Genomic DNA, 25,395 nt, shown 5'->3' with positions numbered 1-25,395 from the left:
GTGCTCCTGCGTCAGGCCAGACCAAGCCGAAGAAAGTCGTGCAAATGCACCACCCCGACCGGAGCGGGCTGATCGCCGGAATTCTGGCGGTCGAGCACGAACGCGCAAGTAATCTTCATCTCGTTGAAAAAGTGCAGGGCATCTTCTGCAACATCTTGGGCATCGAGGGTCTTGGGGTTGGTTGTCATCACCTCGCCCGCGACGGCATCGCCCAACTGGTGGAAATGACGCCGCAAATCCCCGTCGGTTATCACGCCAACGAGCAGCCCTGCATCGTCCACGACCCCTGCGATGCCGAATCCCATCGAGGTCATAGTGGTAAGCACATCGCTCATCGGAGCTGTGCGACCCACCAACGGCAGACGTTCGCGCGGGTGCATGATCTCGCGGACTTCAGCCAGCCGCAAACCGATCGACCCGCCCGGGTGCAACGCTTTCATTCCATCACGCGTAAAGCCACGCAGATCCATCACGGCCATGGCGATGGCATCGCAGAAGGCCAATTGCATCGTCGTCGACGTGGTCGGCGCGATATTGGCCGGACAGGCCTCGCGCACACTGGGCAGGCACAGACGGACGTCCGCCTGTTCGAGCAGGAACGACGACGAGTTCGAAGCAATGCCGATCACTGGTATGCCGAGCTTGCGGGAATATCCGAGAATGGCGCGCAGCTCCGACGTGTTACCCGAGTTCGAAATCACGATCGCCACGTCACCGGGAACGAGCATGCCGAGGTCGCCGTGAGCCGCCTCAGCCGGATGAACGTAGGTTGCTGGTGTTCCGGTCGCGGCCAGCGTCGCCGCAAACTTGCGTCCGATCTGTCCAGACTTGCCCATGCCGCTGATCACGACCCGACCCTTGGCCCCGCAGATCAGCTGGCAGGCCGCCTCAAACGATTCATCGAGCGAATCGGCCAGAGCGACAAGCGCCTCAGCCTCGAGCCGGATCACTTCGGCGCCGCGGACCACGGTCTGAGAGACCGTCTCAACTGGCGAAGCCTTGTCTGCTGTCATTCCCATAATCATTTAAAAACAATACCTTGATAGTGCTGTTCGACGAGCGTGACGTGATGATAGGACTGCGTGGCCTTATCCGCAACACGGCTGTTGATCGCACCAAGGCAACCGTTATGCCCCGGTTGGTCGCGGCCATGTGCGTTTGGGCAATCCATCAGATCACGCAAGATATCCAGGCTTGATGGCGGCCTTGCCGTTGCGTTGCAGCAAAGATATAGGCCAGGGCGCGGCGGGCCTATGCTTGCGGTCAGGCGAGGTGTTGCTTTCAATGTTGTTTCTGCCCAGCACAATTCCGGCCGTGCTTGAAATCACCCCCAAGCGCCACGGGGATGAACGCGGCTACTTCGCCGAGATCTTTAGCCAGCGCGACTTCGAGGCACATGCCGGGCCGACCGTGTTCGTCCAGGAAAACGAATCGCTCAGCGCCCGGGTCGGTACGATCCGCGGCCTCCATTTCCAGACCGACCCTCATGCCCAGGGGAAGCTAGTGCGCTGCACGGCGGGTGCGATCTTCGATGTTGCGGTCGACCTGCGCAGCGATTCGCCGACCTACGGCCAGTGGGCCGGGGTCGAGCTCAGCCCGGCCAAGGGAAACCTGTTCTGGATTCCTCCCGGGTTTGCGCACGGCTTCTGCACGCTCGAGCCCGATACGGTCGTAAACTACAAGGTTACGTCCCATTATGCCCCGGAATGCGACAAGGGGCTGCTATGGAACGATCCCTCGGTCGGGATCATATGGCCTTCCGTAGCCGACCCGGATACGCTGTCGGCGAAGGATCGGGTGCAGCCGACGCTGGCTGAGCTTCCTGTTCACTTTACCATGCCGAACAGCTGAAGGGGCCAGCGACCGATCATGCGTGTTATCGTGACCGGCGGTGCCGGATTTATCGGGTCGGCCCTTGTCCGCCACCTCGTGCTCGATCGGGGCTACGAGGTGCTCAACATCGACAAGCTGACCTACGCGGGCAATCTCGCCTCGCTGACGGCGGTCGAGGGGAAGAACGGCTATTCGTTCCTGCAGGCCGACATCTGCGACCGCGCCACGATGGAGCAGGCCATCAGCCAGTTCAGGCCCGACCGGATCATGCACCTGGCCGCCGAGAGCCATGTCGACCGGTCGATCACCGGCGCGGCCGAGTTCATCCAGACCAACGTCATCGGCACCTTCACCCTGCTCGAGGCGGCGCGCGGCTATTGGGGCGGACTCGAGGGACACGCGAAGGATGCCTTCCGTTTCCTCCATGTCTCGACCGACGAGGTCTACGGCTCGCTCGGTGACGAAGGGCTGTTCACCGAGACCACGCCCTATGATCCTTCATCCCCCTATTCGGCCTCGAAGGCTTCGTCGGATCATCTCGCCAAGGCCTGGCACCGTACCTATGGCCTGCCCGTGGTCGTCTCGAACTGCTCGAACAATTATGGCCCGTTCCACTTTCCTGAAAAGCTGATCCCGCTGACGATCCTGAACGCGCTCGCCGGGCGTCCCCTGCCTGTCTACGGCAAGGGCGAGAACGTGCGGGACTGGCTCTATGTCGAGGACCACGCCCGCGCGCTCGACCTGATCGTAGCGACGGGCCGGACAGGCGAGACCTACAACGTCGGGGGCCGCAACGAGCGGCGCAACATCGATGTGGTGCGGCGGATCTGCGACGTGCTCGACGCGCTGGTGCCGGCTGATCGTCCGCGCGCCGAGCTGATCAGCTTCGTCACCGACCGCCCCGGCCATGACGCGCGCTATGCGATCGACGCGACCCGGCTCGAGACCGAACTGGGCTGGCGCGCGCAGGAGGACTTCGACAGCGGGATCGAAAAGACGGTGCGCTGGTACCTCGACAACGAATGGTGGTGGCGGCCGCTGCGCGAGCGCTACGACGGCCAGCGGCTGGGCCTGTCCGAGCCGGCCAAGGGTTGACGTCCGGCATGCGGATCGCAGTCACCGGGAATGGCGGGCAAGTGGTGCGCAGCCTGGTCGAGCGGGGCATGGCGGCGGGCCATGTGGTCTTGCCGGTGGGGCGTCCGCAGCTCGACCTCGCCGCCGGCGATCCGGACGCCGTGCTGCGCGCGCTGGACCGGGCAGAGCCCGAGGCCATCGTGTCCGCTGCCGCCTATACCGCGGTCGACAAGGCCGAATCCGAGCCCGACCTGGCCCATGCGGTCAATGCCACCGGGGCTGGCCACGTCGCCCGCGCCGCGGCCCGTCTCGGCGTTCCGCTGGTCCATCTGTCGACCGACTATGTGTTCGCCGGCGATGGCACCCGGGCCTATCGGGAGGAGGACGACACCGGCCCGACCGGGGTCTATGGCGCCTCCAAGCTGGCCGGAGAGCAGGCCGTCCTGTCCACCTGGAACAACAGCGCCGTACTGCGCACGGCCTGGGTCTACAGTCCGTTCGGCGCCAATTTCGTGAAGACCATGCTGCGGCTGGCGGAGAGCCGCGATGAGCTTGGTGTGGTGGCCGATCAGTGGGGCAACCCGACCAGCGCGCTCGACATCGCCGACGGGGTGCTGGCGGTGCTGGACAACCTCCTGGGATCAACCGCACCGGAGCTGCGCGGCGTGTTCCACATGACCGGCACCGGCGCGACCAACTGGGCCAGCTTTGCCGCAGCGATCTTCGCCGCATCGGCAGAGCGCGGGGGCCCGACCGCCCGGGTCAAGCCGATCACCACGGCCGACTACCCGACGCCCGCGCGCCGCCCGGCCAATTCGCGGCTCGATGGCGGCAAACTCGAACAGATCCATGGCGTGCGCCTGCCCGAATGGCAGGGCGCCACGGCAGCGGTCGTCGCGCGGCTGCTGACAGCCGACTCTTGAAGCAGGAACACGATCGATGAAGGGTATCATCCTCGCGGGGGGCAGCGGCACCCGGCTCTACCCGATGACCATGGCGGCCTCGAAGCAGCTGATGCCGGTCTACGACAAGCCGATGATCTACTACCCGCTGTCCACGCTGATGCTGGCGGGGATCCGCGAGGTGCTGATCATCACCACCCCGCATGATGCACCGCTGTTCGAGGGCCTGCTGGGGGATGGATCGCAGTGGGGCATGGCGCTGCACTACGCGGTTCAGCCCGAACCCAGGGGCCTTGCCCAAGCCTACACGATCGGCGCGGACTTTGTCGCTGGCGGGCCAAGCTGCCTGGTGCTCGGCGACAACATCTTCTTCGGCCATGGGCTACCCGAGGTGCTTGCCTCAGCCGGGGCCCGCCCGCGCGGCGCCAGCGTCTTCGCCTATCGCGTGGCCGACCCCGAGCGCTACGGCGTGGTCGAGTTCGATGCCGACATGCGCGCGCTTTCGATCGAGGAAAAGCCGCTGCAGCCGCGGTCGCACTGGGCCGTGACCGGTCTCTACTTCTACGACGCGCAGGTGGTGGACATCGCCGCCAACCTCCAGCCGTCGGCGCGCGGCGAACTCGAGATCACCGACGTCAACCGCGTCTACCTCGAGCGCGGCGAGCTCAGTGTCGAGGTCATGGGCCGCGGCTATGCCTGGCTCGATACCGGCACGCCGGACAGTCTGCTCGAGGCCGCCGAATTCGTCGCCACGCTCGAGCGGCGCCAGGGCATGAAGATCGCCTGCCCTGAGGAAATCGCCTATCGCCGCGGCTTCATCGACGCGGCCGGACTGGAACGCTGCATCGCCCGCCATGGCAAGAGCGACTACGCCGGTTATCTGCGCCGCCTGCTGAGCGACGGGGCCTGAGCCGGCCTATTTGGTCCGCTTGCCGGCCGCGGCGAGCTATGCCAAGGCTCCGCGGCAGAATCCAGCCTTGCGGGACCCGTCATCACCATGCCCACCCCCACCGATTCCCTGTCCGGCCAGCTCATCGTCCTGATCGGCGGCGATGGCTATTTCGGCACGCATATTGCCCAGGAGCTGCTGGCCCGCGGGGCGCGGCTGCGGGTGGTGTCGCGGCATCCTGAAAAGGCGTTCCGGCTCAAGCCGCTGGGCAATCTCGGGGCGCTGCAGACCGTGCGGGCCGACGTGACCCGGCCCGGCGCCGCGGCGGCGCTGGTCGCCGGGGCCGATGCCGTGGTCAACCTGGCCGGGGCCTTCACCGGTGATCTCGAGGCGCTGCACGTCCGCGCCGCGGGCGCGCTGGCCGCGGCCGCCGCGGCTGCCGGGGCGCGCGCCTTCGTCCAGGTCTCGGCCAACGGTGCCGATGCGGATTCGCGCGTAGCCTATGCCCGCACCAAGGCGCAGGGCGAGGCGGCCGTGCTGGCGGCCTTCCCGCGCGCCACGGTGCTGCGCCCCTCGGTGATCTTCGGACCCGACGACCAGTTCATCAACCTCTTCGCCGGGCTGATCGCCAAGGCCCCGGTGCTGCCGGTGTTCGGCCCCGAGGCGAAGCTCCAGCCGGTCTTCGTCGACGATGCCGCCGCCGCCGTGGCCGCCGCGCTGGCCGATCCCGAGGCGTTCGGCGGCCAGACCTTCGAGCTGGTCGGTCCCGAGGTCCTGACCATGTTCGCGCTCAACCAGCGGATCGCCTGCGCCCAGGGCCGCAAGACGCTGTTCGCGCCCCTGCCCGATGCCGCCGCCAAGCTGATCGCCGCGCTGCCGCTGACCCCGATCTCGCTCGACCAGCTCGCCCTGCTCAAGGCCGGCAATGTCTCGACCGGGCTGCCCGGCCTGGCCGAGCTGGGGATCGCCGCGCGTCCGCTCGGGCTGTTCCTCGACCGCTGGATGACGCGCTTCCGCGTCCATGGCCGGTTCGGCGACAAGCGCGGTCTGGCTGGCTGATCCCGGTCGGCTGATCCCGGTCGGCTGATCCCGGTCGGCTGATCCCGGTCGGCGGGGGCCGGTCGGCGGGGGCCGGTCGGCGGGGGCCGGCGCTACTCCCGCAACCCTACCAGTTCACATCGGCATAATGGCTCGGCGGCTGGATCACCTCCATCCGCTCGGCCAGCAGCGGGCGGAAGCTCGGGCGGCTCTTGAACACCGAATACCAGGCCTTGGCCTGCTCGTGCCCGGTCCAGTCGAGCCCGCCGAGATAGTCCGCGACCGAGATCTGCGCCGCCGCGGCCAGATCGGCGAGGCTCATCGTCGCGCCCGCCAGCCAAGGCCGGGTGTCGATCAGATAGTCGATGTAGTAGAGGTGCTCGTGGGCCAGCTTCATCGCCTCGCGCAGCACCCGGCTGTCGGGCGACTGGCGGTAGACCAGCCGCTTCTTCATCCGTTCGTGGACCAGCGGCGCGGTCACGTCGCCGAAGAAGTTCTCGTCGAACAGCGCCACCAGCCGGCGGATCTCGGCGCGGTTGGCCGCCGTGCCGTTGATCATCGGGTTCTTGTCGGCCGTTTCCTCGAAGTACTCGCAGATCGCCCGGCTATCCACCAGGGTGATGTCGCGCGCCTCGTTGCGCACCACCGGGGTCCGCGCCGCCGGGTTCATCCGGACGAATTCGTCGCGCATCTCCCAGGGGTTTTCCCGCCAGAGCTCGTAGCCGATGCCCTTCTCCGCGAGCAGCAGGCGGACCTTGCGGCTGAACGGGCAGAGCGGAAACTGGTAAAGCTGCCACATGCTCCGGTCCATGCCGCAGCCGTTGCAGCAAGATCAACCGCGCGGGGCGGTTTTTTCCAGTGCATAACCCACTCTTCGCCGCCGCGGCGGCGCGCCGCCCTGCCCGTCCGCCCGCTTGACCCGCCCAGTCCCCCTATTAAGCTTGGGCCCATCACAGACGGGAGACACAGGTGTTCACTCATATCTTGCTGGGAACCAACGACATCGCGAAGGCCAAGACCTTCTACGACGCGATCTTCGCCGCCGCCGGCGGGCCGGCCGGCATGCTCACCCCGGACAACAAGCGGGTGATCTACCGCCACAAGGGCGGCACACTGATCCTGACCGTGCCGATCAACGGCGCGCCGGCCTGTGCGGCCAATGGTGGCACGGTGGGCCTGCACCTGGACAGCCCCGAGATGGTCGATGCCTGGTGGGCCGCCGGACAAGCCGCGGGCGGGACCGCCTGCGAGGATCCGCCGGGCGTGCGGCCGACCTTCAACATGTATCTGGCCTACCTGCGCGATCCGGACGGCAACAAGCTGTGCGGCACGCACCCGATGGGATGAGCCGGGAGGCGTGAAGCGAACCACGGCGGGCGCCCCCGGGGCGCCCGCTCAGCGCGAGAGCAGGAAGACCGCGTGCTCGGCGCGGAAATTGGCGGCGGCCGGGCTGGTCAGCCGATCACCCTTGAGGAACCAGGCCTGCTCCACCACGATCCCGCGCTCCTTCAGCAGGGCTCGGAAATCGTCGACGGTGACGTGGTGGATGTTGGGCGTTTCGTACCAGGCCACCGGCAGCAGCCGGGTCACCGGCATCCGCCCGCCCCACAGCAGCGCCAGCCGCACCCGCCAGTGGGCGAAGTTGGGAAAGCTGACCACGGCGCGGCGGCCGATCCGCAGCAGCTCCTCGAGCACCCGGTCGGGGCGCTTGGTGGTCTGCAAGGTCTGGCTGAGGATCGCATAGTCGAACGACCGGTCGGGGTAGAACGACAGGTCGGCATCGGCATCGCCCTGGATCACCGAAAGGCCGCGCGCGACGCATTCGGCAACGTTGCCCGGATCCAGCTCCATCCCCCGCGCATCGCACTGCCGGTCGCGCAGCGCGGCGAGCAGCGCGCCATCGCCGCAGCCGACATCGAGCACGCTCGATCCGGGCGCGACATTGGCCGCGATGATCGCCAGATCCGGCCGCAGCGGCGAGAGCGCCGCCATCAGCCGAGGAACCCCGCCACCACCCGGTCGAGCGCGGGCACATCGAGCAGGAAGCTGTCGTGGCCGAACGGGGCGGACAGCTCCATGAAGCTCACCGGGCAGCCCGCGGCGTTGAGCGCATGGGCGATGCGCCGGCTCTCGGCGGTGGGATAGAGCCAGTCGGTGTCGAAGCTGACCAGGCAGAAGCGGGTCTTCGATCCGGCGAAGGCCGCGGCCAGCCGGCCGCCGTGCTCCTCGGCCAGGTCGAAATAGTCCATCGCCCGGGTGATGTAGAGATAGGCATTGGCGTCGAACCGGCCGGTGAACGACAGGCCCTGATAGCGCAGATAGCTTTCCACCTGGAAATCGGCATCGAACCCGAAGGTCTTGCTCTCGCGGTCCTGCAGGTTGCGCCCGAACTTCTCGTGCATGCCCTCTTCGGACAGGTAGGTGATGTGTGCGGCCATGCGGGCCACCGCCAGCCCCTTGTCGGGCCCCTTGCCCGCGGCCGCGTAATAGTCGCCGCCGCGCCACTCGGGATCGGCCATGATCGCCTGCCGGCCGACCTCGTGGAAGGCGATGTTCTGGGCCGAATGGCGCGCGGTCGAGGCGATCACCAGCGCGCGCTCGGCCCGCGCGGCGAAGTTGGCCGCCAGGCTCAGCGCCTGCATGCCGCCCATCGATCCGCCCACCACGGCGTGGAGCCGTTCGATCCCCAGCGCATCGAGCAGCGCGACATGGCCGCGCACCATGTCGCGGATGGTGATGACCGGGAAGCGCATGCCCCACGGCTGGCCATCGGGCGCGGCGCTGGCCGGCCCGGTCGAGCCCATGCAGCTGCCGATCACATTGGCGCAGATCACGAAGAAGCGGTCGGTGTCGATCGGCAGTCCCGGGCCGACCATGCGTACCCACCAGCCCGGCTTGCCGGTGATCGGATGCGGGCTGGCGACATACTGGTCGCCGGTCAGCGCGTGGCAGATCAGGATCGCGTTGCCGCGATCCGCCGCCAGCGTGCCATAGGTCTCGTAGGCGATGCGCACCCCGGGCAGGTCCTTGCCGCAGTCGAGCGGCAGGGGCGCGGGCAGGTCCAGCACGCGGCTGGCTTCGGGAAGCGGGGCGGTCGCCATGGGAAGCGCGGGATTGCCGGGAAAGACCGCGCCCTGTCAATGGCGGGGAGGGACAAAGGCCAGTCATCCGGGGCGACGATCAGGGGGTCGGGTGGGGAGCGGATGTTTGTCGGCTCGACGAATGGGGTCACCAATATCAAAGTCGGATATCCCCAACCCCGCTCAGGCTGAGCCTGTCGAAGCCCACGCGCCGCCCTCGGCCCCACGCTCCTGCGACCGTTCCTCCGGGCAGAACCGCTGCTAACACCCAGCTCAACCGCCGTGCGTGGGCTTCGACAGGCTCAGCCTGAGCGGGCTTTGACTGCTTCGAACCTTCTTTTCTCGCGCCCGAAGCTGGGCGTGTCCTGCCCTGCAGCCCCAGGCGAGCAAACCTAGAGTCCACCTTCGCCTCTATCCCCGTCGTCCCGGGCTTGCCTGCCCTGGCGGAGGTCAGGGACCCGGGACAGGGCTGTTCTTCCCCGGCCATTGCCGCGCAAGCCCTGCCCCGGCTCAAGCCCGGGGCGACGATGGAGGAGGGATGCGTGATGTCTGGGTCGCGTGGGGAGCGGATGTTGCTTGCCTCCCCGGCACGGGGAGGGGGACCACCCCTTCGGCTGGCCGGCAGGCCGGCCGCTCAGGATGAACTGCCCTGCGGGCAGGTGGTGGAGGGGCACCCCGCCTGGACCAAGGGCCTCGCCCGGAGGAGGGTCCCCTCCACCATCCTGCGGATGCTCCCCCTCCCCCGTTGGGGGAGGATCAGGATGACCGACTTGGGCCGCGACCGCGCCCTTCGTCGCTGTTGCCCCCGCCCGCGATGCCCCCTAAAGCGCGCCACCATGACCACCGCGCCCGTGCCCAAGAGCTGGATCAGCGCCATCCACGCCTATGTTCCCGGCAAGTCCACCGGGGCCGACGGGCGGCCGCTGATCAAGCTGTCCGCCAACGAGAACCCGCTGGGCACCAGCCCGCTCGCCCTGGCCGCGCGGGCCGAGGCGGTGGCCCCGGCGACCTATCCCGATCCTGACAGCAAGGCGCTGCGCGCCGCGCTGGGGGCGCTGCACGGGATCGATCCGGCGCGGATCGTGATGGGCACCGGCTCGGACGAGATCCTGCACATCGCCGCCCAGGGCTATGCCGGCCCGGGCGACGAGATCGTCTACGTGCGCTACGGCTTCTCGGTCTACGACATCGCCGCCCGGCGCTGCGGCGCCACCCCGGTGGTGGCCCCCGATGCCGATTTCGGCACCGATGTCGACGCCCTGCTGGCCTGCGTCACCCCGCGCACGCGGGTGGTCTTCGTCGCCAATCCGAACAACCCGACCGGAAGCTTCCTGCCGCGCGGCGAGATCGCCCGGCTCCACGCCGCGCTGCCCGGCGACGTGCTGCTGGTGATCGACCAGGCCTATGCCGAATACCTCGCGCCCGAGGACGACGATGGCGCCCTCGCGCTGGCCGCCGCGCACGACAACGTGCTGGTCACCCGCACCTTCTCCAAGATCTACGGCCTGGCCGGCGAGCGGGTCGGCTGGGGCACCGGCGCGCCCGGGCTGGTCGATACGCTCAACCGCATCCGCGGGCCGTTCAACGTCTCGAACAGCGGGCAGGCGATGGCGCTGGCGGCCGTGGCCGACCAGGCCTTCGTCACCCATGCGCGCGAGCACAACGCCGCCGAGCGGGCGCGCTTCGTCGAGGCACTGGCCGCGCTGGGCAACCACGGGCTGCGTCCCCTGCCCAGCCAGGCCAACTTCGTGCTGATCCTGTTCGAAGGCACGCTCTCGGCCGAAACGGCCTACTCCGCGCTGGCCGAGGCCGGCTATATCGTCCGCTGGCTGCCCAATCAGGGCCTGCCGCAGGCGCTGCGCATCACCATCGGCACCGCCGCGCAGATGGACGCGATCACCGCCGTGCTGCGCCGCCTGACGGGAACCGCCTGATGCCCTTCCGCCACGTCGCGATCATCGGCCTGGGGCTGCTGGGCGGGTCGATCGGGCTGGCCGTGCAGCAGGCCCTGCCCGGCACGCAGACCAGCGGGTTCGACCTCGATCCGGCCAGCCGTGCGCGCGCCCGCGACCGCGGCCTGGTCGGCAGCGTGGCCGAGACCGCCGCGGCGGCAGTGGCCGGGGCCGATCTGGTGATCTTCTGCGTGCCGGTCGGCGCGATGGCTGCGGCCGCGGCCAGCGTGGCCGGGGCGCTCGCCCCCGGGGCGCTGGTCAGCGACGTCGGCTCATCCAAGCTCACCGTTGCCCGCGCGCTGGCCGAGGCCCTGCCCGGCGCGGCGATCATCCCCGCCCATCCCGTGGCCGGGACCGAGAACTCCGGGCCGGACGCCGGCTTCGCCAGCCTGTTCCGCCAGCGCTGGTGCATCATCACCCCGCCGGCCGACGCGAGTCTGGCGCAGCTCACCGCGCTGAGCCAGTTCTGGGAGGCGCTGGGCGCCAATGTCGAGGTGATGACGGCCGAGCACCACGATCTGGTGCTGGCCGTGACCAGCCACCTGCCGCACCTGATCGCCTATACCATCGTCGGCACCGCCTCGGACCTCGAGGCGGTGACGCGCAGCGAGGTGATCAAGTATTCGGCCGGCGGCTTCCGCGACTTCACCCGCATCGCCGCGTCCGATCCGACGATGTGGCGCGACGTGTTCCTCAGCAACCGCGATGCCGTGCTCGACATGCTGCAGCGCTTCACCGAGGACCTGACCGAGCTGCAGAAGGCGATCCGCAAGGGCGACGGCGAAACGCTGTTCGAGCACTTCACCCGCACCCGCGCGATCCGCCGCTCGATCATCGCCGAGGGGCAGGACGATGCCCGCCCCAACTTCGGCCGCGGCGAACAGGCCGAAGCCTGACGCGCCCCGCGCCGGGCGGCGCGGGCCCGGGCCACCGGGCGCGGTGCGCCGCCGCCATCCCGGCTCTGCTGTCCTACATCGGCCGCGCATGCCATCCTTGCGGCGGCTCTTTTCCATCGTGGTTCCGGCGGCAGACGCGGCGAACTTCTTCGTCGTCTGTCTGTGTGTGACCTTCGCGAAGTTCCGGGTCCGCTCCGCGCCCTACCCTGCCCTGCCCTGCTCAGCTCAGCAGGAAAACCAGCGCCACCACGCCCATCACCGCGGTCGAGAGCCAGCCGCCAAAGGCCAGCCCCGGCGTGATTGTCAGGCGGTGCATCACCCTGGGATTGCGGGCGATCAGCATGGTCACCACCATCAGCGGCGGGGCGAGCAGGCCATTGACCACCGCGCTCCAGTACAGCGCCTGCATCGGATCGATCGCCAGCAGGTTGAGCGCGATGCCGCCCAGCGTGGCCAGCGCGATCACCGCATAGAACGCCTTGGCCTCGCGCGGGCGGCGGTCGAGCCCCTCGACCCAGCCGAAGGCCTCGCTCACCGCATAGGCGGCCGAGCCGGCCAGGACCGGGACGGCGAGCAGCCCGGTGCCGATGATCCCCACGGCAAACAGCGCGAAGGCCAGATCGCCCGCGATCGGCCGCAGCGCCCCGGCAGCCTGGGCGGCGCTGTCGATCCGGGTGATGCCATGGGCGTGGAGCGTGGCCGCCGTCGCGACCACGATGAACAGCGCGACCAGGTGCGAGAAGCCCATGCCGACCAGCGTGTCGGTGCGGATCCGGGCCAGCTCGGTCCCGGCGGTCCGGCGCGGACTGACCATCAGCGGCTTGACGTGGCGGCGGTGCTGTTCCTCCACCTCCTGCCCGGCCTGCCAGAAGAACAGGTAGGGACTGATCGTGGTGCCGAAGATCGCCACCAGCGCCATCGCCTCGGCCTGGCCGAAGTGGAACGCGGGGACCAGCGTGCCGCGCAGCGCCTCGGTGATCGGCACGTCGGCGACGAAGACCACGGCGACATAGGCGAACAGCGACAGCGTCGCCCACTTGAGCACCCCGGCGTAGCGCGCGTAGCTGAGCCGGATCTCGAGGGCGACCGACAGCAGCCCGAAGCCCGCGACATAGGCCATGGCCGGGCCTGGCAGCAGCAGGGCCAGCGATGCGGCCATGGCCCCGAGATCGGCGCCGATGTTGATGACATTGGCGATCAGCAGCAGCCCGACCACCGCGCGCAGCAGCGCCGGGGGATAGTGCTGGCGCAGGTTCTGCGCGATGCCCTTGCCGGTCACCGCGCCGATCTGGGCGCAGACCGCCTGGATCGAGGCCAGCAGCGGGAAGCCGAAGAACAGCGTCCAGGCCAGGCCATAGCCGAACTGCGCGCCGACCTGGCTGTAGGTGCCGACCCCGCTCGGGTCATCGTCGGCCGCACCGGTCACCAGCCCCGGGCCGAGCACGGCGTACCACGGCCGGCGCGGCTCGCGCGGGGCGGTCACACCGCGGCCGGCGGGTTCAGGGCATTGATCGCGGCATGGACCCGTGCCTCGATCTCCTCGCGCGGGAGCCCGGGCTGGATCGTCTCGCCAAAGCGGTAGGTGATCGTCCCGGGCGTCTTCCAGCGCCGCTTGTAGGTGGCTCCGCTGTTCACGGCAGCGGGCACGACCGGCAGCGCGAGCAGCTTGTAGATCCCGGCGAAGCCGGCCTGCAGCGGCGGCCGGGTGCCATGCGCCACGCGGGTACCCTCGGGGAAGATCGCCAGCACGCGTCCTTCGGCGGTGCGCTGGCGCGCGGCCGCGATCATCGCCCGCAGTGCCTTGGCGCCCTGGTCGCGCTCGACCCCGATCAGCCCGTATTCGCGCCCGGCGCGGCCCCAGCCCGGCACGTCGAGCAGCTCGCGCTTGGCGAAGACCGCCGGGTAGTCGAGCAGCACCGGCAGGTCGAGCGCCTCGAAGTAGCTCTCGTGCTTGAGCGCCACCAGCACCGGGCCGCTCGGCACCGCCCCCTCGATCCGCACCGCGATGCCCAGCACGTGGTTGACGCACCAGCGGTGCCAACGGGTCCAGCTGTGCACGGTCCGGATGAAACCGCGCCCGGGCAACAGCAGGCGCATGGTCACGATCAGCGCCAGCACCACGCTGCCGCCATAGAACAGGGCGTAGAACAGGATCGAGCGCAGCACCTCGGCGGGGGTGGCACGGGGTTCAGTCATGGCGGTCAGTCACCCCAGGCGCGCTGCAGCATGCGGGCGAGCAGCTTGTGGTATTCGAGGAACAGGGCATAGAAACTCGGCCGGGTCCGCACCGCATCCTCGACCACGGTCACCCCGGCCGGGGCCACCTGGGCCAGATCGAAGGCGGCGCGGCGCATGTGCCAGTCGCTGGTCACCAGCCGCACCGAGCGGATCCGGTAGCGGGCGATCCAGCGGGCCGCCTCGCGGGCGTTGCTGCGGGTGTCGACCGATTCGTAGCCGAGGGTGATGCAGCAGCGCAGCAGCTCCGGGTCGATCCCGTACTCGGCGGCGAACTCGCGCGGGCGCACCTCGCGGTCGACCCCCGAGACCAGCAGCCGCGGCGCCAGGTGCCGATCGAGCACGGCGATCCCGCGCTCGATCCGTCCGCCCGCCCCGGTCAGCGCCACCACCCCGTCGGTCCGCACGTCGCCGACCGGCTGCGGCAACCAGATGGCGAACCACAGGAAGCCCAGCACCCAGACCAGGGCCAGCGAGGAGACAAGGCGGCGGATCATGTCCAGCCTATAGCATGCCCTTGAGCGCGCGCATCACCGTCCAGCGGGCGGTGAGCGTGGCCAGCGCCACGGCCGCCAGCGGAATCAGCCCGAGCAGCGCCCAGTCGCCCCAGCCGAGTGCCCCGCCCGTGACCAGTCCGGCCTGCAGCGCGGCGAAGGTGCGGCCCAGCAGGCTCACCACGATCCAGGCCGCGGCAAAGCCGGCAAGGCTGCCGCCGGCCGCGTCGAGCGCGGTGGCGCGCTGGAAGATCCCGGCGATCTGCGCATCGGTCCCGCCGAGCAGGTGGACGATCTCGATCGTCGCCCGGTTGTTGCCCAGCGCGGTGCGGGCCGCCAGCAGCACCGCCGCCCCGGTGGCGAGGCCAAGCAGCACGATCAGCGCGAGGGCCAACCAGGTCAGGGATTCGATCGCCCCGAACACCGGGGTCAGCCAGGTCGACTGGGCATCGACCCGCGCTGCCGGAACCTCGGCGCGCAGGGCTGCGCCCAGTGCCGCGAGCCGCGCCGGATCGGCCGGTCCGGCCAGCCGGGCGTCGATCAACGCGGGGACCGGCAAGCCGCTGTCGGCTCCGGCGGGATCGTCCGGGGCACCATCGACCCGGCCGAGCCAGGGTTCGACCAGCGCGGCCAGCTCGCCCGGCGGGACGATCGCCACCTCGCTCACCCCCGGCTGGCGCCGCAGCACCTCGGCCGCGCGCGCGGCCAGGCGTGCCCGCACCTCGGGCCGGGCCTCGACAATCTGGACGGTGATGCCCCCGGCCAGGTCGGAGGCCGCCGTCTGTCCGGTGTTGCGCAGCGCCAGGGCCCCGGCGGCAGCGATCACCATCAGGCCGACCATGATCGCGATGACCCAGGGGATCGGCCCCTGCAGGCGGTCCTGCGGAACGATCTCGGCCCGCCGCGCGCGCCGGGCGGTCTGGGTGCCGGACACGCCGGACGGATCGTCCGGGAGCGCATCGGACACGGCCGGCTGCTCGCTCAGGCGGCCGAGACCGTTGGGATCGGGTTCGCTCATCGTCCGCCTCTCACACCGGGCCGGCCGCGCGGCGCGGCGGATAGCGCAGCGCGCCGGTGGGATCGGACAGCCGCCCGCGATCGAGCCGCATGATCAGGCTGTCGGGCACCTGCCGCAGCAGGTGGGCATCATGGGTCGCCACCACCACGGTGGTACCGAGCCGGTTCATCGCCTCGAACAGGCGCAGCAGCTTGAGCGCCATGTCCGGATCGACGTTGCCGGTCGGCTCGTCGGCGACCAGCAGCTGCGGCCGACCGATCACCGCCCGGGCGATCGCGACCCGCTGCTGCTCGCCGCCGGACAGCGTCGCCGGGCGCGCCGCCATGCGGTCGGCCAGACCGACCCATTCGAGCATGTCGCGCACCGGCTGGACCAGCTCGCTCTCGGCCACCCCGGCCACCCGCAGCGGCAGCGCGACGTTGTCGAAGGCGGAGAGGTGCGAGACGAGGCGGAAATCCTGGAACACCACGCCCAGGCGGCGGCGCAGCAGGGGCAGCCGGTCCCGCGGGAGCGTGATCGTGTCGGTGCCGAACATCCGCACTACCCCGCGCGACGGGCGCTGCGCGAGATAGAGCAGGCGCAGCAGCGAGGTCTTGCCCGCGCCGCTCGCCCCGGTGAGGAAATAGAAGCTGCCGGGAAACAGCGTGAAGGAGATGTCGGTGAGCACCTCGCGACTGCTCTCGTAGCGCAGACCGACGTTATCGAACTGGACGATCTCGCCCACCGGGGCGGAACTCATGGCCGTGAAACCGTCATGCAGGCGTCATTCTTGTCACGACCGGTCCGATCCCCCTGGGCCCTGCCCGCAGCTGCTTCGCGCCGCCGGCCCGTTCCCTCTTGCGCGGGCTATAACCATCAATCGATGTGGAAAAAAGGGGCGCGCGCGCACAGCCTGCGCCCCCCGGCCTTGTTCGACCCGCCGGGGCAGGGCATGACACCCGCAATGATCATCGCCTGCCCTGCCTGCGCGACCCGCTATGTTGTGCCCGACAGCGCCATCGGGATCGATGGACGCACAGTCCGTTGCGCGAAGTGCCGGCACAGCTGGTTCCAGTCGGGCCCGGACATCGAGCTGCCTGCCGCGCCGGCCCCCGTGCCCCCCGCGCCGGCAGTCGTGGCCGATGATTCTCCCATGCCGCCGCCAGCGGCGCCGCGCGCGGCGGAGCCCGCTCCGCCGCCTGCCGCTGCGCCGATCGATCCTCCGCCGGTCACGGCTGCGGCCCCGCGCGAACCGGTCGCCGCGCCATTCTACGACGACGACGAAAGCGCCTACAGCGGCTCAACCTTCGCGCATGAGCCGCCGTTCCGGCCGCGCCGCAACCCGCTCAAGCTCTACACGCTGGGCGCGGCCGCCTTCGCGGTGATCGCCTTGACGGCGATCGGCGCGGTCGCCTGGTACGGCCTGCCGGACTGGGCACCGCTGGCGCGGCAGACCTTCGCCGGGCCGCAGCCCGATCTCGCGCTCGATTTCCCGCACAACCGGATGGACCGGCGCACCCTGCCCAACGGCACCGAATTCTTCGGGATCAGCGGCAAGGTGACAAATGTCGGCACCCAGCGCCGGACCGTCCCCACCATCCGGATCGTGCTGCGCGACAAGCAGAACCGCATCGTCTACCAGTTCGATGTCGCTCCGCCCAAGCGGCAGCTCGCCCCGGGTGAGAGCGTGACCATCAACGAGGCCCGGACCGACGTGCCGCGCACCGCCGACGCGGTCGAGTACGGCTGGATGCCAGGCTGACCGCGCCTAGCCAAAACCGCATATCCGCGCTTGCACCCCCCCCGGTGGTTTGCTAGGGGCGCGCTCCTACCCCGCGGGGCAGGCTCCGAATGGAGCGGCGCCCTGTCGATTTAGCGGTCGTGGCGGAATTGGTAGACGCGCAACGTTGAGGTCGTTGTGGGCGAAAGCCCGTGGAAGTTCGAGTCTTCTCGACCGCACCAGATATCTGACATCGGGACAGATCATCGCCTTCGGGCGCAGCCGCGACCGTGTCCTATCGGGACGACCGTGACACCGGCCGACGCCAAACAGGTCAAGTTCTTGACTAAGGGTAAGGCCTCGGCTTTGGAAGGCGGCGGGAGCCTGTGGCTGGCGCGGCTCGACGATCAGGTGAACTGGGGCAAACATGTATTCGATGGACCGGATCCTGGTTACGGGCGGTGCGGGTTTTCTTGGTTCGCACCTGTGTGACCGCTTGATTGAGCGCGGCAACGAGGTGCTCTGTCTCGACAATTTCTACACCGGCCAGCGCCGCAACATCCACCATCTGCTGGCGGTCCCGACCTTCGAGCTGGTCCGCCATGACGTGACCATGCCGATCTATCTCGAGATCGACCGGATCTACAATCTCGCCTGTCCGGCCAGCCCCGTGCACTACCAGACCGACCCGGTGCAGACGACCAAGACAAGCGTGCACGGCGCGATCAACATGCTCGGTCTCGCCAAGCGGGTGAAGGCACGGATCCTCCAGGCCTCGACCAGCGAGGTCTATGGCGACCCTGCCGTCCATCCCCAGCCCGAGAGCTACTGGGGCAACGTCAACCCGATCGGTATTCGCAGCTGCTACGACGAGGGCAAGCGGTGCGCCGAGACGCTGTTCTTCGACTATCATCGCCAGCACAAGCTGGAGATCAAGGTGATGCGGATCTTCAACACCTATGGCCCGCGGATGCATCCGAAGGACGGCCGGGTGGTGTCGAACTTCATCGTCCAGGCGCTGCTCGGGCAGGACATCACCGTCTATGGCGATGGCCTTCAGACGCGCAGCTTCTGCTATGTCGATGACCTGATCGACGGGATGATGCGGCTGATGGATTCGCCGGCCGAGTTCGTCGGGCCGGTGAACATCGGCAATCCGGGCGAATTCACCATGCTCGAGCTGGCCGAGACGGTCCTCAGCCTCACCGGCTCGTCCTCGCGCATCCGTTTCGAGCCGCTGCCGCAGGACGATCCCAAGCAGCGCCGCCCCGACAACAGCCTCGCCAAGTCGGCGCTCGGCTGGGAACCCAAGGTGGCACTGGCCGATGGCCTCAAGGAAACGATCGCCTATTTTCGGACGGTAGTGAACGGGTAACGTGGCCTGCACGCAGCCTGCTCCGACAGACAGCAGAGGTCGGCGCAGGGAGCTCGTTCGCGAGACGGCAGCCTTGTTTTGTTGATCCGAGGGCCATTGGAACCATTGGCAAGCAGTGGTCTTCATCGGAGCCGTGCAACGAGCGAGTTAGGACGGCATCACTAACGAAGGACCGGACTTGAGCACCGTTTCCGACATCATGCAGCGAACGGGCGTGGCCTTCGGCACCAGCGGTGCGCGGGGGCTGGTCAGCGCGATGACCGACCGGGTGTGCTATGCCTATACCGCCGGGTTTCTGCAGTTCCTGGCCAAGGAGGGAGCCTGGGGGCAAGGACACCGGGTGGCGCTGGCAGGTGATCTGCGGCCGAGCACCCCGCGGATCCTGACCGCCTGCGCCCAGGCCGTGCGCGACCTGGGCGGTGAGCCGGTGTTCTGTGGTTTTGTTCCCACCCCCGCCCTGGCCGACTGGGCCTTCGCCCAGGGCATGCCTTCGCTGATGGTCACCGGCAGCCACATTCCGGACGATCGCAACGGCATCAAGTTCTACCGCCCGCGGGGCGAGATCCTCAAGGCCGACGAGCCCGGAATCACCCGCCAGGAGATCGTCTTCGACCGGCAGCGGTGGACCTCCGACGGCATGCTCGACGCCCCGCTGCCACTGCCCGACACGATCGACATCGCCCCCGGCTACATCGCCCGCTATCGTGACTTTTTCGGGCCTGCCGCGCTCGCCGGGCGCCGTATCGGGGTCTACCAGCATTCGGCGGTGGGGCGCGATCTCCTGGTTGCCATCCTGACCGCGCTGGGCGCCGAGGCGGTCCCGCTCGGGCGGTCAGACCGCTTCATCCCGGTCGATACCGAAGCCGTGCGGGACGAGGACATCGCGCTCGCGCGGGTATGGGCAGCCAAATACGGGTTCGATGCGATCGCCTCGACCGATGGCGACAGCGACCGGCCGTTGCTGGCCGACCACACCGGCGAATGGCTGCGCGGCGACGTGCTGGGCGTGCTGTGCGCGCGGGCGTTGGGGATCGCCAGTGTCGTCACCCCGGTCAGCAGCAACACGCTGGTCGAACAGTCCGGGGCCTTCGCGCGGGTCCATCGGACGCGGATCGGCTCGCCCTTCGTGATCGCGGCGATGGATGCCGCGCTGGCCGCGGGCGAAGGACACGTCGGCGGCTATGAAGCCAATGGCGGATTCCTGCTCGCCTCCCCGCTCGATCGCGATGGCCGCCGGCTGGGGGCATTGCCGACGCGCGACGCGGTGCTGCCGATCGTCGCCGCGCTGGTTGCGGCCGGATCGGGGCGGCTGCGCGATCTGCTCGACGCCCTGCCGCCGCGCGTAACCTTCAGCAACCGGCTCGAGGCCTTCGCCCCCGAACGCCGCGACGCGCTGATGGCCTGGCTGCTGCCGGCCGACGCAGCCGCCCGGCGGGATCGCCTCGACCGCGCCTTCGCCCCGGCGGCCGGTGCGCCGCTCACCGGGCTCGACCTGACCGACGGGGTGCGGATGACCTTCGCCAATCAGCGGATCATCCACTTGCGCGGATCGGGCAATGCGCCGGAGCTGCGCTGCTACACCGAGGCCGAGGACCAGGCGACGGCGCAGGCGCTCAACGGAGCGGCGCTGGATCTGGTCGCCGCGACGGTGTGACCGCGCCCGTGCCCGATGCTCCCCAGCTCAGCGCCGACGCGCGGTGTGATCGCGGACAACCGCCCGGACGCGGGCCATGCTGAGCAGCATCAGCATGGCCGCGGCGAGCATCACCGGAACCAAGCCGTAGCCCAATACCTCGCGCGCGCCGGGCGGAGGGCTGGCGACCAGACCCACCACCTGGCGGCCCGGAGCGACAAACCAGCCGGCCTGTCCCGGCACCACCAGCTTGGCCGCGGCCACGACCAGCAGCACGGCGGCACAGACCAGCCGCAGCCCATCGAACCCCAGACTTGCGCCTAGCCGGAGACGTCCCGCGATCTGGCGGCCGACCAGGCGCCATGGCAATAGCGGATACTGCGGGTCGGTCGGAGCGGGATCGTCGAGGATATCCACGCCAAGCACGGCAAGCAGCGCCTTGGTGCTTTCCAGCGAGGCCGAATGTCCTGCCTCGATGCGCTGGATCGTCCGCGCACTGAGAGCGCAAGCCATGGCCAACTCTTCCTGCGACATCGCCCGGGCGAGACGGGTATCGACGAGTTTCAGGGAACTGATGTGCACGAGAACCTCCTGGATTGCGCCCCGTCATAAAGCTCTCGGCGCATGCCGAACACGACATCTTCACGACACGGCCCAGCCGCGACGCGCCCGGCCCTGACAAAGGCTGACCGACTTCGCCACCACCCCGCATCACGTGGGCGACCGGTCCGGCGCACCATGTACGGGAACTGGCGCGCGTTGAGCCCGTGCGGGAAGATCCCCGCGTCGGTGCCAAAGGCCAGCCTGACCCCGGCCTTGACCGCCTTGTGAAAGCCCCGTCGCTGCGCGTCGGTGGTCTTGCGCATGTCATCGTCGGGCGGTGGTCACGGCGGCCGACCGCGGCGGTATGAATTGACCTTGGCGCAGGACTACCTGGGCTGTGGATCGACCTCGCGATCAGGCCTCTCGCCAAAGTACTCCCGGACGAACTCCTGCGCCACCACACCGAGTCCGTCTGCCAGTTCCCACACATCCATGGTCGAGAAATCCTGATCCGGATCCCCGAAAAATCCGGATACCCCGAATGCGACGGTTCCAACCGGTGCATCGTCACCGATGTCGTCCGGATCTTCGGCAATCGCCGCAAGCGACAGGCCATAGGCCGTTGCGTCATCGTAAACGATCCGGGTCTCGGGGTCGAGCTTGGTCAGCAGGGCATTGGCCTCGCCGCGAGCCAAACTCAGCAGGTCGATACCATGGAATATCGCACTTTCAGGCCTGTACAGCTCGATACCGTCCAGACAGAGCCCTGAGTTGTAGTGAAATGTCACACCCAGCTCGAAGTACTGGTCGAATGACGTTCCATCTATGTCCTCATCCACCTGCTCGTAGGATCTAGGCATTTTGGAACGAACCTGATCACGGCTCATGCCGAATCGAAATTCTTCCGAGCCCTTGAGCGGAACAATCTGCCAAACCATGATGGTCTTTCCATGCTAAGGGCGTAAGCCATGGCTTGGTCAATCGCGCCATCGTACTGACTGCCCACCTTGCGACGGATGAAGCGGGCATCCAGCTCGATCGCGGCCACCATCCCGCAGGTCGCGATAGTGGCTTGCTGGAGGGCCCAGTAGCGCTTTGCCCGCCCTCCGCGCCGGGCAAGGCCGATGAATTTTCTGCGGTCCGACAAGAGCACGGAAATGGCTGGGGAGTCTTCCCGGGGAAGCGGCCAGAACCTTCTCCCTGTCATCGCCGTGCTCCGCATCCGTGATCGGAAGTGTGCAACCTGGGGCTTCTGAACTTGTCCTTTTGGAACGCCGTTCGTCGGGTTCCGGGTGCGGCCGAACGAACGGCTGGGATATCAAGCCTCAATCGCCGACTGCAGGACAAAGCAGGATAACCGATCAGGTCCCACTAGGTCTCGCGGCGGCGGCTTACCCCTTTTGGCCGGAATCTATCCACCTCGCTGGGAAATCCACGCAGATCATGCCTGCGCAAGGCTCGCCGGGCGAGGCCCCTACCCTCAATGAAAGTCCCGCGACTTCGGCAGCACGCGCACGTCGCGCGGGTGGCGGCGGGCCGAGGCGGGGATCGGGTCCGGGCCGGGCGCGGCATCGTCAGGTTCGCCCAGCCGGTCGAGCAGCGCGGAACGGTCGGTGATCCGGCGTGCCATCAGGTGGACCACGCCCTCCTCGCTGCGCTGCACCATCCCTTCGATCTGCATCAGCCGCGCGGCCATCACCGCGGCGCGCTGCGGTTCCAGATCGCGCGCCCAGAGCAGCGCGTTGACGATCCCGCTCTCGTCCTCGATCGTGATGAACACGGCATTGCCCTTGCCCGGGCGCTGGCGGGTCAGCACCACCCCGGCGACGCGCACCCGGCGCCCCTCGGGCGCGGCATTGACCTCGGCGCAGGTCAGCACCCCCTCCCCGCGCAGCCGGACGCGCAGGAAATCAAGCGGGTGCGCCTTCAGCGACAGGCGGATGGTCTGGTAATCGGCCACCACCTCCTCCACCGGCGCCATCGGCGGCAGCGCCGGATCGGGCTCGGTCCCCAGTTCCACAGCGGCGGCGAAGGCGAACAGCGGCAGTTCGTCGGGCGGAGTGCGGCGGACCTCCCACAGCGCGGTGCGGCGCGAATGGCCGAGCGAGCCGAGCGCATCGGCATCGGCCAGCTTGCGCAGCGCCGGGGGCGGCAGGGCGGCGCGGCGGGCAAGATCCTCGACGCTGGCGAACACGCCGCCGGCCCGCGCCGCCACCAGCGCCTCGGCCCAGGCCTGGCGGAACCCGTCGATCCGCGAAAAGCCCAGCCGCAGCGCCAGCGCGCCATCGTCCTGCCGCTCCAGCGTGCAGTCCCAGGTGCTGGCATTGATGTCGATCGGGCGCACCTCCACCCCGTGCTCGCGCGCATCGCGGACCAGCTGGGCCGGGGCATAGAAACCCATCGGCTGGCTGTTGAGCAGCGCGCAGGTGAACACCGCCGGATGGCGGCACTTCAGCCAGGACGAGACATAGGCCAGCCAGCCGAAGGCCTGGGCATGGCTTTCGGGAAAGCCGTATTCGCCGAAGCCCTTGATCTGCTCGAAACAGCGCTCGGCGAAGTCGCGGTCATAGCCGCGGCGGGTCATGCCCTCGATCAGCTGGGTCTGGTAATGGCTGATCGTGCCGCGGTTGCGGAAGGTGGCCATGGCGCGGCGCAGCCCGTCGGCCTGGGCCGGGGTGAAGCCGGCGGCGACGATGGCCAGCTTCATCGCCTGTTCCTGGAACAGCGGCACGCCCAGCGTCTTGCCCAGCACCTCGCGCAGCTCGTCGGGGTCGTGCGGCGGGGCCGGGCTGGGGAAGACCACCGCCTCCTCGCCGTTGCGGCGGCGCAGGTAGGGGTGGACCATGCCGCCCTGGATCGGGCCGGGCCGCACGATCGCCACCTGGATCACCAGATCGTAGAGCTCCCGGGGCTTCATCCGCGGCAGCATGGCGATCTGCGCCCGGCTTTCGACCTGGAAGGTGCCGATGCTGTCTCCCCGGTGGAGCATGCGGTAGGTTTCGGCGTCCTCCAGCGGCACGTGCTGCAGATCGTGATCGCCCAGCCCCTCGGCGCGGAGCAGGTCGAAGCTCTTGCGGATACAGGTGAGCATGCCCAGCGCGAGCACGTCGACCTTCATCAACCCCAGCGCGTCGATATCGTCCTTGTCCCATTCGATGAAGGTGCGGTCCGCCATGGCGGCATTGTGGATCGGCACCAGTTCATCGAGCCGCCCCTCGGTCAGGACGAAGCCGCCGACGTGCTGCGAGAGGTGCCGCGGATAGTCGAGCAGCTGGTCGACCAGCGCCTTGAGCCGGGCGATCTCGGGGTTGTCCAGATCGAACCCGGCCTGCTCGACCCGCTCCTCGGGCAGATCGCGGCCCCATTGCCCCCAGATCGTCCCGGCCAGCCGCGCGGTGACGTCCTCGGTCAGGCCCAGCGCCTTGCCGACCTCGCGGATCGTGCTGCGCGGGCGGTAATGGATCACCGTCGCGACGATCCCGGCCCGCTCACGCCCATAGCGGGCATAGACGTACTGCATGATCTCCTCGCGCCGCTCGTGCTCGAAGTCGACGTCGATGTCGGGCGGCTCGTCGCGCTCCTCGGACAGGAAGCGCGAGAACAGCAGCTTGTTCGCCACCGGATCGACCGAGGTGATCCCCAGCAGGTAGCAAACCACCGAATTGGCCGCGCTGCCGCGCCCCTGGCAGAGGATCGGCGGATCGAGGCTGCGGGCATGGCGGACGATGTCGTGCACGGTGAGGAAATAGGGGGCGTAGCTCTTCGCCCGGATCAGGGTCAGCTCCTCGTCGATCGTCGCCTGCCAGCGCGGGGGAAGGCCTTCGGGAAAGCGCCGCGCGGCCTCCTCGCGCACCATGTGCTCGAGCCAGTCCTGTGGGGTCCAGCCCGTGGGCACCGGCTCGTGCGGGTATTCGTAGCGCAGCTCGTCGAGGGTGAAGGTGACGCGGGCGAGCAGATCGGCGCTGGCGGCGAGCGCCTCGGGACAGGCCCTGAACAGTCGCGCCATCTCCGCCGGGGGCTTCAAGTGCCGCTCGGCATTGGCAAGCAGGCGGCGCCCGGCCTGGGCGATCGTCGTGCCCTCGCGGATGCAGGTCATGACATCGTGTAGCGGCCGCGCCTCGGGCTGGTCGTAGAGCGCATCGTTGGTGGCGAGCAGCGGGACCCCGGCCTCGGCGGCAAGCGCGCGCAGCCTGGCCAGCCGCCGCGCATCGGCCCCGCCGCGCAGCATGGTCGCACCCAGCCAGACGCGGTCAGGGCAGGCCGCGCGCAGGGTGGTCAGCACGGCCGCGTCGGCATCCATGGCGATGAGCAGCAGGTCGTCCGCATAGTCGAGCAGGTCGGGCAGATGGAGTTCGCAATCGCCCTTCTCGGTCCGGCGGTTGCCCAGGGTGAGCAGGCGGGTGAGCCGGCCCCAACCGCGGCGCGTCGCGGGATAGGCGACCACGTCGGGGGTGCCGTCGGCGAAGACCAGCCGCGCGCCGACCAGCAGGCGGAAACCCTGCTCGCTGAGGCCGAGATCCTTCCACGCGATATGGGCGCGCACCACCCCGGCCACGGTATTGCGATCCGCGATCCCGATCCCGGCCATGCCGAGCTGCGCCGCGCGCGCCACCATCTCGCCCGGCTGGCTGGCGCCGCGCAGGAAGCTGAAGCTGCTCGCCGCGACGAGTTCGGCGAAGGGGGGGATCATGCTCCGCTTCGCTCCCTTGCCCCACTCCCCCTCGTCCGTTCGTG

At 69.0% G+C, this 25,395-nt stretch carries 23 protein-coding genes and 1 tRNA gene; 12 read left to right on the top strand and 12 right to left on the bottom strand.

Annotated elements, in window-relative coordinates; translation table 11 throughout:
• Positions 1–11: 11 nt before the first annotated feature.
• Positions 12–1,013, bottom strand: coding sequence for a KpsF/GutQ family sugar-phosphate isomerase (locus H7F53_RS07845; protein ID WP_185678941.1), 1,002 nt, complete (start codon positions 1,011–1,013; stop codon positions 12–14).
• A gap of 271 nt (positions 1,014–1,284) precedes the next feature.
• Between H7F53_RS07845 and rfbC the strand changes: the two genes are divergently transcribed.
• The 5 genes from rfbC (at position 1,285) to H7F53_RS07820 (ending at position 5,757) form a co-directional block, all read left to right on the top strand.
• Positions 1,285–1,851, top strand: coding sequence for a dTDP-4-dehydrorhamnose 3,5-epimerase (gene rfbC / locus H7F53_RS07840; protein ID WP_185678940.1), 567 nt, complete (start codon positions 1,285–1,287; stop codon positions 1,849–1,851).
• Positions 1,852–1,869: 18 nt separating this feature from the next.
• Complete coding sequence (gene rfbB, locus H7F53_RS07835) at positions 1,870–2,928, top strand: dTDP-glucose 4,6-dehydratase (protein WP_185678939.1); 1,059 nt, start codon at positions 1,870–1,872, stop codon at positions 2,926–2,928.
• A gap of 8 nt (positions 2,929–2,936) precedes the next feature.
• Positions 2,937–3,830, top strand: coding sequence for a dTDP-4-dehydrorhamnose reductase (gene rfbD, locus H7F53_RS07830; RefSeq protein WP_185678938.1), 894 nt, complete (start codon positions 2,937–2,939; stop codon positions 3,828–3,830).
• Positions 3,831–3,846: 16 nt separating this feature from the next.
• On the top strand, positions 3,847–4,719 hold the full coding sequence (gene rfbA / locus H7F53_RS07825; protein ID WP_185678937.1) for a glucose-1-phosphate thymidylyltransferase RfbA: 873 nt from the start codon (positions 3,847–3,849) through the stop codon (positions 4,717–4,719).
• Positions 4,720–4,806: 87 nt separating this feature from the next.
• On the top strand, positions 4,807–5,757 hold the full coding sequence (locus H7F53_RS07820; RefSeq protein ID WP_185678936.1) for an NAD-dependent epimerase/dehydratase family protein: 951 nt from the start codon (positions 4,807–4,809) through the stop codon (positions 5,755–5,757).
• Positions 5,758–5,863: 106 nt separating this feature from the next.
• Here the strand turns inward: H7F53_RS07820 and H7F53_RS07815 are convergent, their stop codons facing one another.
• Entirely contained in the window at positions 5,864–6,535 is a 672-nt protein-coding gene (locus tag H7F53_RS07815) for a glutathione S-transferase family protein (RefSeq protein WP_185678935.1), read from the bottom strand.
• 170 nt (positions 6,536–6,705) lie between these two features.
• On the opposite strand from H7F53_RS07815, the gene H7F53_RS07810 reads away from it, so the two are divergent.
• Positions 6,706–7,083, top strand: a complete 378-nt coding sequence (locus H7F53_RS07810) for a VOC family protein (protein WP_185678934.1) — start codon at positions 6,706–6,708, stop codon at positions 7,081–7,083.
• A 48-nt stretch (positions 7,084–7,131) separates the two neighbouring features.
• Here the strand turns inward: H7F53_RS07810 and metW are convergent, their stop codons facing one another.
• Positions 7,132–7,728 carry a methionine biosynthesis protein MetW gene (gene metW, locus H7F53_RS07805; protein ID WP_185678933.1) on the bottom strand — a complete coding sequence of 199 codons (597 nt, stop codon included), beginning with the start codon at positions 7,726–7,728 and terminating at the stop codon, positions 7,132–7,134.
• The gene (metX, locus tag H7F53_RS07800) at positions 7,728–8,837 is read right to left on the bottom strand and encodes a homoserine O-acetyltransferase MetX (RefSeq protein WP_185678932.1); all 1,110 of its coding nucleotides are present in this window, start codon (positions 8,835–8,837) and stop codon (positions 7,728–7,730) included. The genes metW and metX overlap by 1 nt, the downstream gene beginning before the upstream one ends.
• 815 nt (positions 8,838–9,652) lie before the next feature.
• Here metX and hisC point away from each other — a divergent pair.
• Positions 9,653–10,750 (top strand): histidinol-phosphate transaminase, encoded by a 1,098-nt coding sequence (gene hisC, locus H7F53_RS07795; RefSeq protein ID WP_185678931.1) that lies wholly within the window; start codon positions 9,653–9,655, stop codon positions 10,748–10,750.
• Entirely contained in the window at positions 10,750–11,664 is a 915-nt protein-coding gene (locus H7F53_RS07790) for a prephenate/arogenate dehydrogenase family protein (RefSeq protein WP_185678930.1), read from the top strand. Before hisC ends, H7F53_RS07790 begins: the two co-directional genes overlap by 1 nt.
• Positions 11,665–11,884: 220 nt before the next feature.
• Here the strand turns inward: H7F53_RS07790 and H7F53_RS07785 are convergent, their stop codons facing one another.
• Genes H7F53_RS07785 through ftsE form a run of 5 tightly spaced genes read right to left on the bottom strand, consistent with a single transcriptional unit; the run spans position 11,885 to position 16,150 of the window.
• On the bottom strand, positions 11,885–13,147 hold the full coding sequence (locus tag H7F53_RS07785; protein ID WP_185678929.1) for a divalent metal cation transporter: 1,263 nt from the start codon (positions 13,145–13,147) through the stop codon (positions 11,885–11,887).
• On the bottom strand, positions 13,144–13,860 hold the full coding sequence (locus H7F53_RS07780) for a lysophospholipid acyltransferase family protein (RefSeq protein WP_185678928.1): 717 nt from the start codon (positions 13,858–13,860) through the stop codon (positions 13,144–13,146). The genes H7F53_RS07785 and H7F53_RS07780 overlap by 4 nt, the downstream gene beginning before the upstream one ends.
• A 5-nt stretch (positions 13,861–13,865) precedes the next feature.
• Positions 13,866–14,396 carry a YdcF family protein gene (locus H7F53_RS07775; protein ID WP_185678927.1) on the bottom strand — a complete coding sequence of 177 codons (531 nt, stop codon included), beginning with the start codon at positions 14,394–14,396 and terminating at the stop codon, positions 13,866–13,868.
• A 7-nt stretch (positions 14,397–14,403) separates the two neighbouring features.
• Entirely contained in the window at positions 14,404–15,411 is a 1,008-nt protein-coding gene (locus H7F53_RS07770) for a cell division protein FtsX (protein ID WP_246438745.1), read from the bottom strand.
• A gap of 10 nt (positions 15,412–15,421) precedes the next feature.
• Positions 15,422–16,150, bottom strand: coding sequence for a cell division ATP-binding protein FtsE (gene ftsE / locus H7F53_RS07765; RefSeq protein ID WP_185678926.1), 729 nt, complete (start codon positions 16,148–16,150; stop codon positions 15,422–15,424).
• 192 nt (positions 16,151–16,342) lie between these two features.
• On the opposite strand from ftsE, the gene H7F53_RS07760 reads away from it, so the two are divergent.
• The 4 genes from H7F53_RS07760 (at position 16,343) to H7F53_RS07745 (ending at position 20,139) form a co-directional block, all read left to right on the top strand.
• Positions 16,343–17,152 (top strand): MJ0042-type zinc finger domain-containing protein, encoded by an 810-nt coding sequence (locus tag H7F53_RS07760; protein WP_343061980.1) that lies wholly within the window; start codon positions 16,343–16,345, stop codon positions 17,150–17,152.
• A gap of 113 nt (positions 17,153–17,265) precedes the next feature.
• Positions 17,266–17,352, top strand: a tRNA-Leu gene (locus tag H7F53_RS07755).
• A gap of 194 nt (positions 17,353–17,546) precedes the next feature.
• Entirely contained in the window at positions 17,547–18,485 is a 939-nt protein-coding gene (locus H7F53_RS07750; RefSeq protein WP_246438735.1) for a UDP-glucuronic acid decarboxylase family protein, read from the top strand.
• 178 nt (positions 18,486–18,663) lie between these two features.
• Entirely contained in the window at positions 18,664–20,139 is a 1,476-nt protein-coding gene (locus tag H7F53_RS07745) for a phosphomannomutase (RefSeq protein WP_343061979.1), read from the top strand.
• Between the two features lie 27 nt (positions 20,140–20,166).
• Here H7F53_RS07745 and H7F53_RS07740 read toward each other — a convergent pair whose 3' ends face one another.
• The 3 genes from H7F53_RS07740 to H7F53_RS07725 all read right to left on the bottom strand — a co-directional run bounded on the left by H7F53_RS07740 (position 20,167) and on the right by H7F53_RS07725 (position 25,351).
• Positions 20,167–20,700 carry a helix-turn-helix domain-containing protein gene (locus H7F53_RS07740; protein WP_185678924.1) on the bottom strand — a complete coding sequence of 178 codons (534 nt, stop codon included), beginning with the start codon at positions 20,698–20,700 and terminating at the stop codon, positions 20,167–20,169.
• Positions 20,701–21,047: 347 nt separating this feature from the next.
• Entirely contained in the window at positions 21,048–21,599 is a 552-nt protein-coding gene (locus tag H7F53_RS07730) for a hypothetical protein (RefSeq protein ID WP_185678923.1), read from the bottom strand.
• 542 nt (positions 21,600–22,141) lie between these two features.
• Complete coding sequence (locus H7F53_RS07725) at positions 22,142–25,351, bottom strand: error-prone DNA polymerase (protein WP_185678922.1); 3,210 nt, start codon at positions 25,349–25,351, stop codon at positions 22,142–22,144.
• Positions 25,352–25,395 lie beyond the last annotated feature (44 nt).

This window comes from Novosphingobium piscinae, assembly GCF_014230355.1.
Classification (GTDB): domain Bacteria; phylum Pseudomonadota; class Alphaproteobacteria; order Sphingomonadales; family Sphingomonadaceae; genus Novosphingobium; species Novosphingobium piscinae.
This window is presented reverse-complemented; position numbering and strand designations above follow the sequence as displayed.

Coding starts and splice junctions, on each gene's coding strand:
- H7F53_RS07845 (WP_185678941.1), bottom strand. CDS start 1,013: ATGACAGCAGACAAGGCTTCGCCAGTTGAGACGGTCTCTCAGACCGTG.
- rfbC (WP_185678940.1), top strand. CDS start 1,285: ATGTTGTTTCTGCCCAGCACAATTCCGGCCGTGCTTGAAATCACCCCC.
- rfbB (WP_185678939.1), top strand. CDS start 1,870: ATGCGTGTTATCGTGACCGGCGGTGCCGGATTTATCGGGTCGGCCCTT.
- rfbD (WP_185678938.1), top strand. CDS start 2,937: ATGCGGATCGCAGTCACCGGGAATGGCGGGCAAGTGGTGCGCAGCCTG.
- rfbA (WP_185678937.1), top strand. CDS start 3,847: ATGAAGGGTATCATCCTCGCGGGGGGCAGCGGCACCCGGCTCTACCCG.
- H7F53_RS07820 (WP_185678936.1), top strand. CDS start 4,807: ATGCCCACCCCCACCGATTCCCTGTCCGGCCAGCTCATCGTCCTGATC.
- H7F53_RS07815 (WP_185678935.1), bottom strand. CDS start 6,535: ATGTGGCAGCTTTACCAGTTTCCGCTCTGCCCGTTCAGCCGCAAGGTC.
- metW (WP_185678933.1), bottom strand. CDS start 7,728: ATGGCGGCGCTCTCGCCGCTGCGGCCGGATCTGGCGATCATCGCGGCC.
- metX (WP_185678932.1), bottom strand. CDS start 8,837: ATGGCGACCGCCCCGCTTCCCGAAGCCAGCCGCGTGCTGGACCTGCCC.
- hisC (WP_185678931.1), top strand. CDS start 9,653: ATGACCACCGCGCCCGTGCCCAAGAGCTGGATCAGCGCCATCCACGCC.
- H7F53_RS07790 (WP_185678930.1), top strand. CDS start 10,750: ATGCCCTTCCGCCACGTCGCGATCATCGGCCTGGGGCTGCTGGGCGGG.
- H7F53_RS07780 (WP_185678928.1), bottom strand. CDS start 13,860: ATGACTGAACCCCGTGCCACCCCCGCCGAGGTGCTGCGCTCGATCCTG.
- H7F53_RS07775 (WP_185678927.1), bottom strand. CDS start 14,396: ATGATCCGCCGCCTTGTCTCCTCGCTGGCCCTGGTCTGGGTGCTGGGC.
- H7F53_RS07770 (WP_246438745.1), bottom strand. CDS start 15,411: ATGAGCGAACCCGATCCCAACGGTCTCGGCCGCCTGAGCGAGCAGCCG.
- ftsE (WP_185678926.1), bottom strand. CDS start 16,150: ATGAGTTCCGCCCCGGTGGGCGAGATCGTCCAGTTCGATAACGTCGGT.
- H7F53_RS07760 (WP_343061980.1), top strand. CDS start 16,343: ATGACACCCGCAATGATCATCGCCTGCCCTGCCTGCGCGACCCGCTAT.
- H7F53_RS07750 (WP_246438735.1), top strand. CDS start 17,547: ATGGACCGGATCCTGGTTACGGGCGGTGCGGGTTTTCTTGGTTCGCAC.
- H7F53_RS07730 (WP_185678923.1), bottom strand. CDS start 21,599: ATGGTTTGGCAGATTGTTCCGCTCAAGGGCTCGGAAGAATTTCGATTC.
- H7F53_RS07725 (WP_185678922.1), bottom strand. CDS start 25,351: ATGATCCCCCCCTTCGCCGAACTCGTCGCGGCGAGCAGCTTCAGCTTC.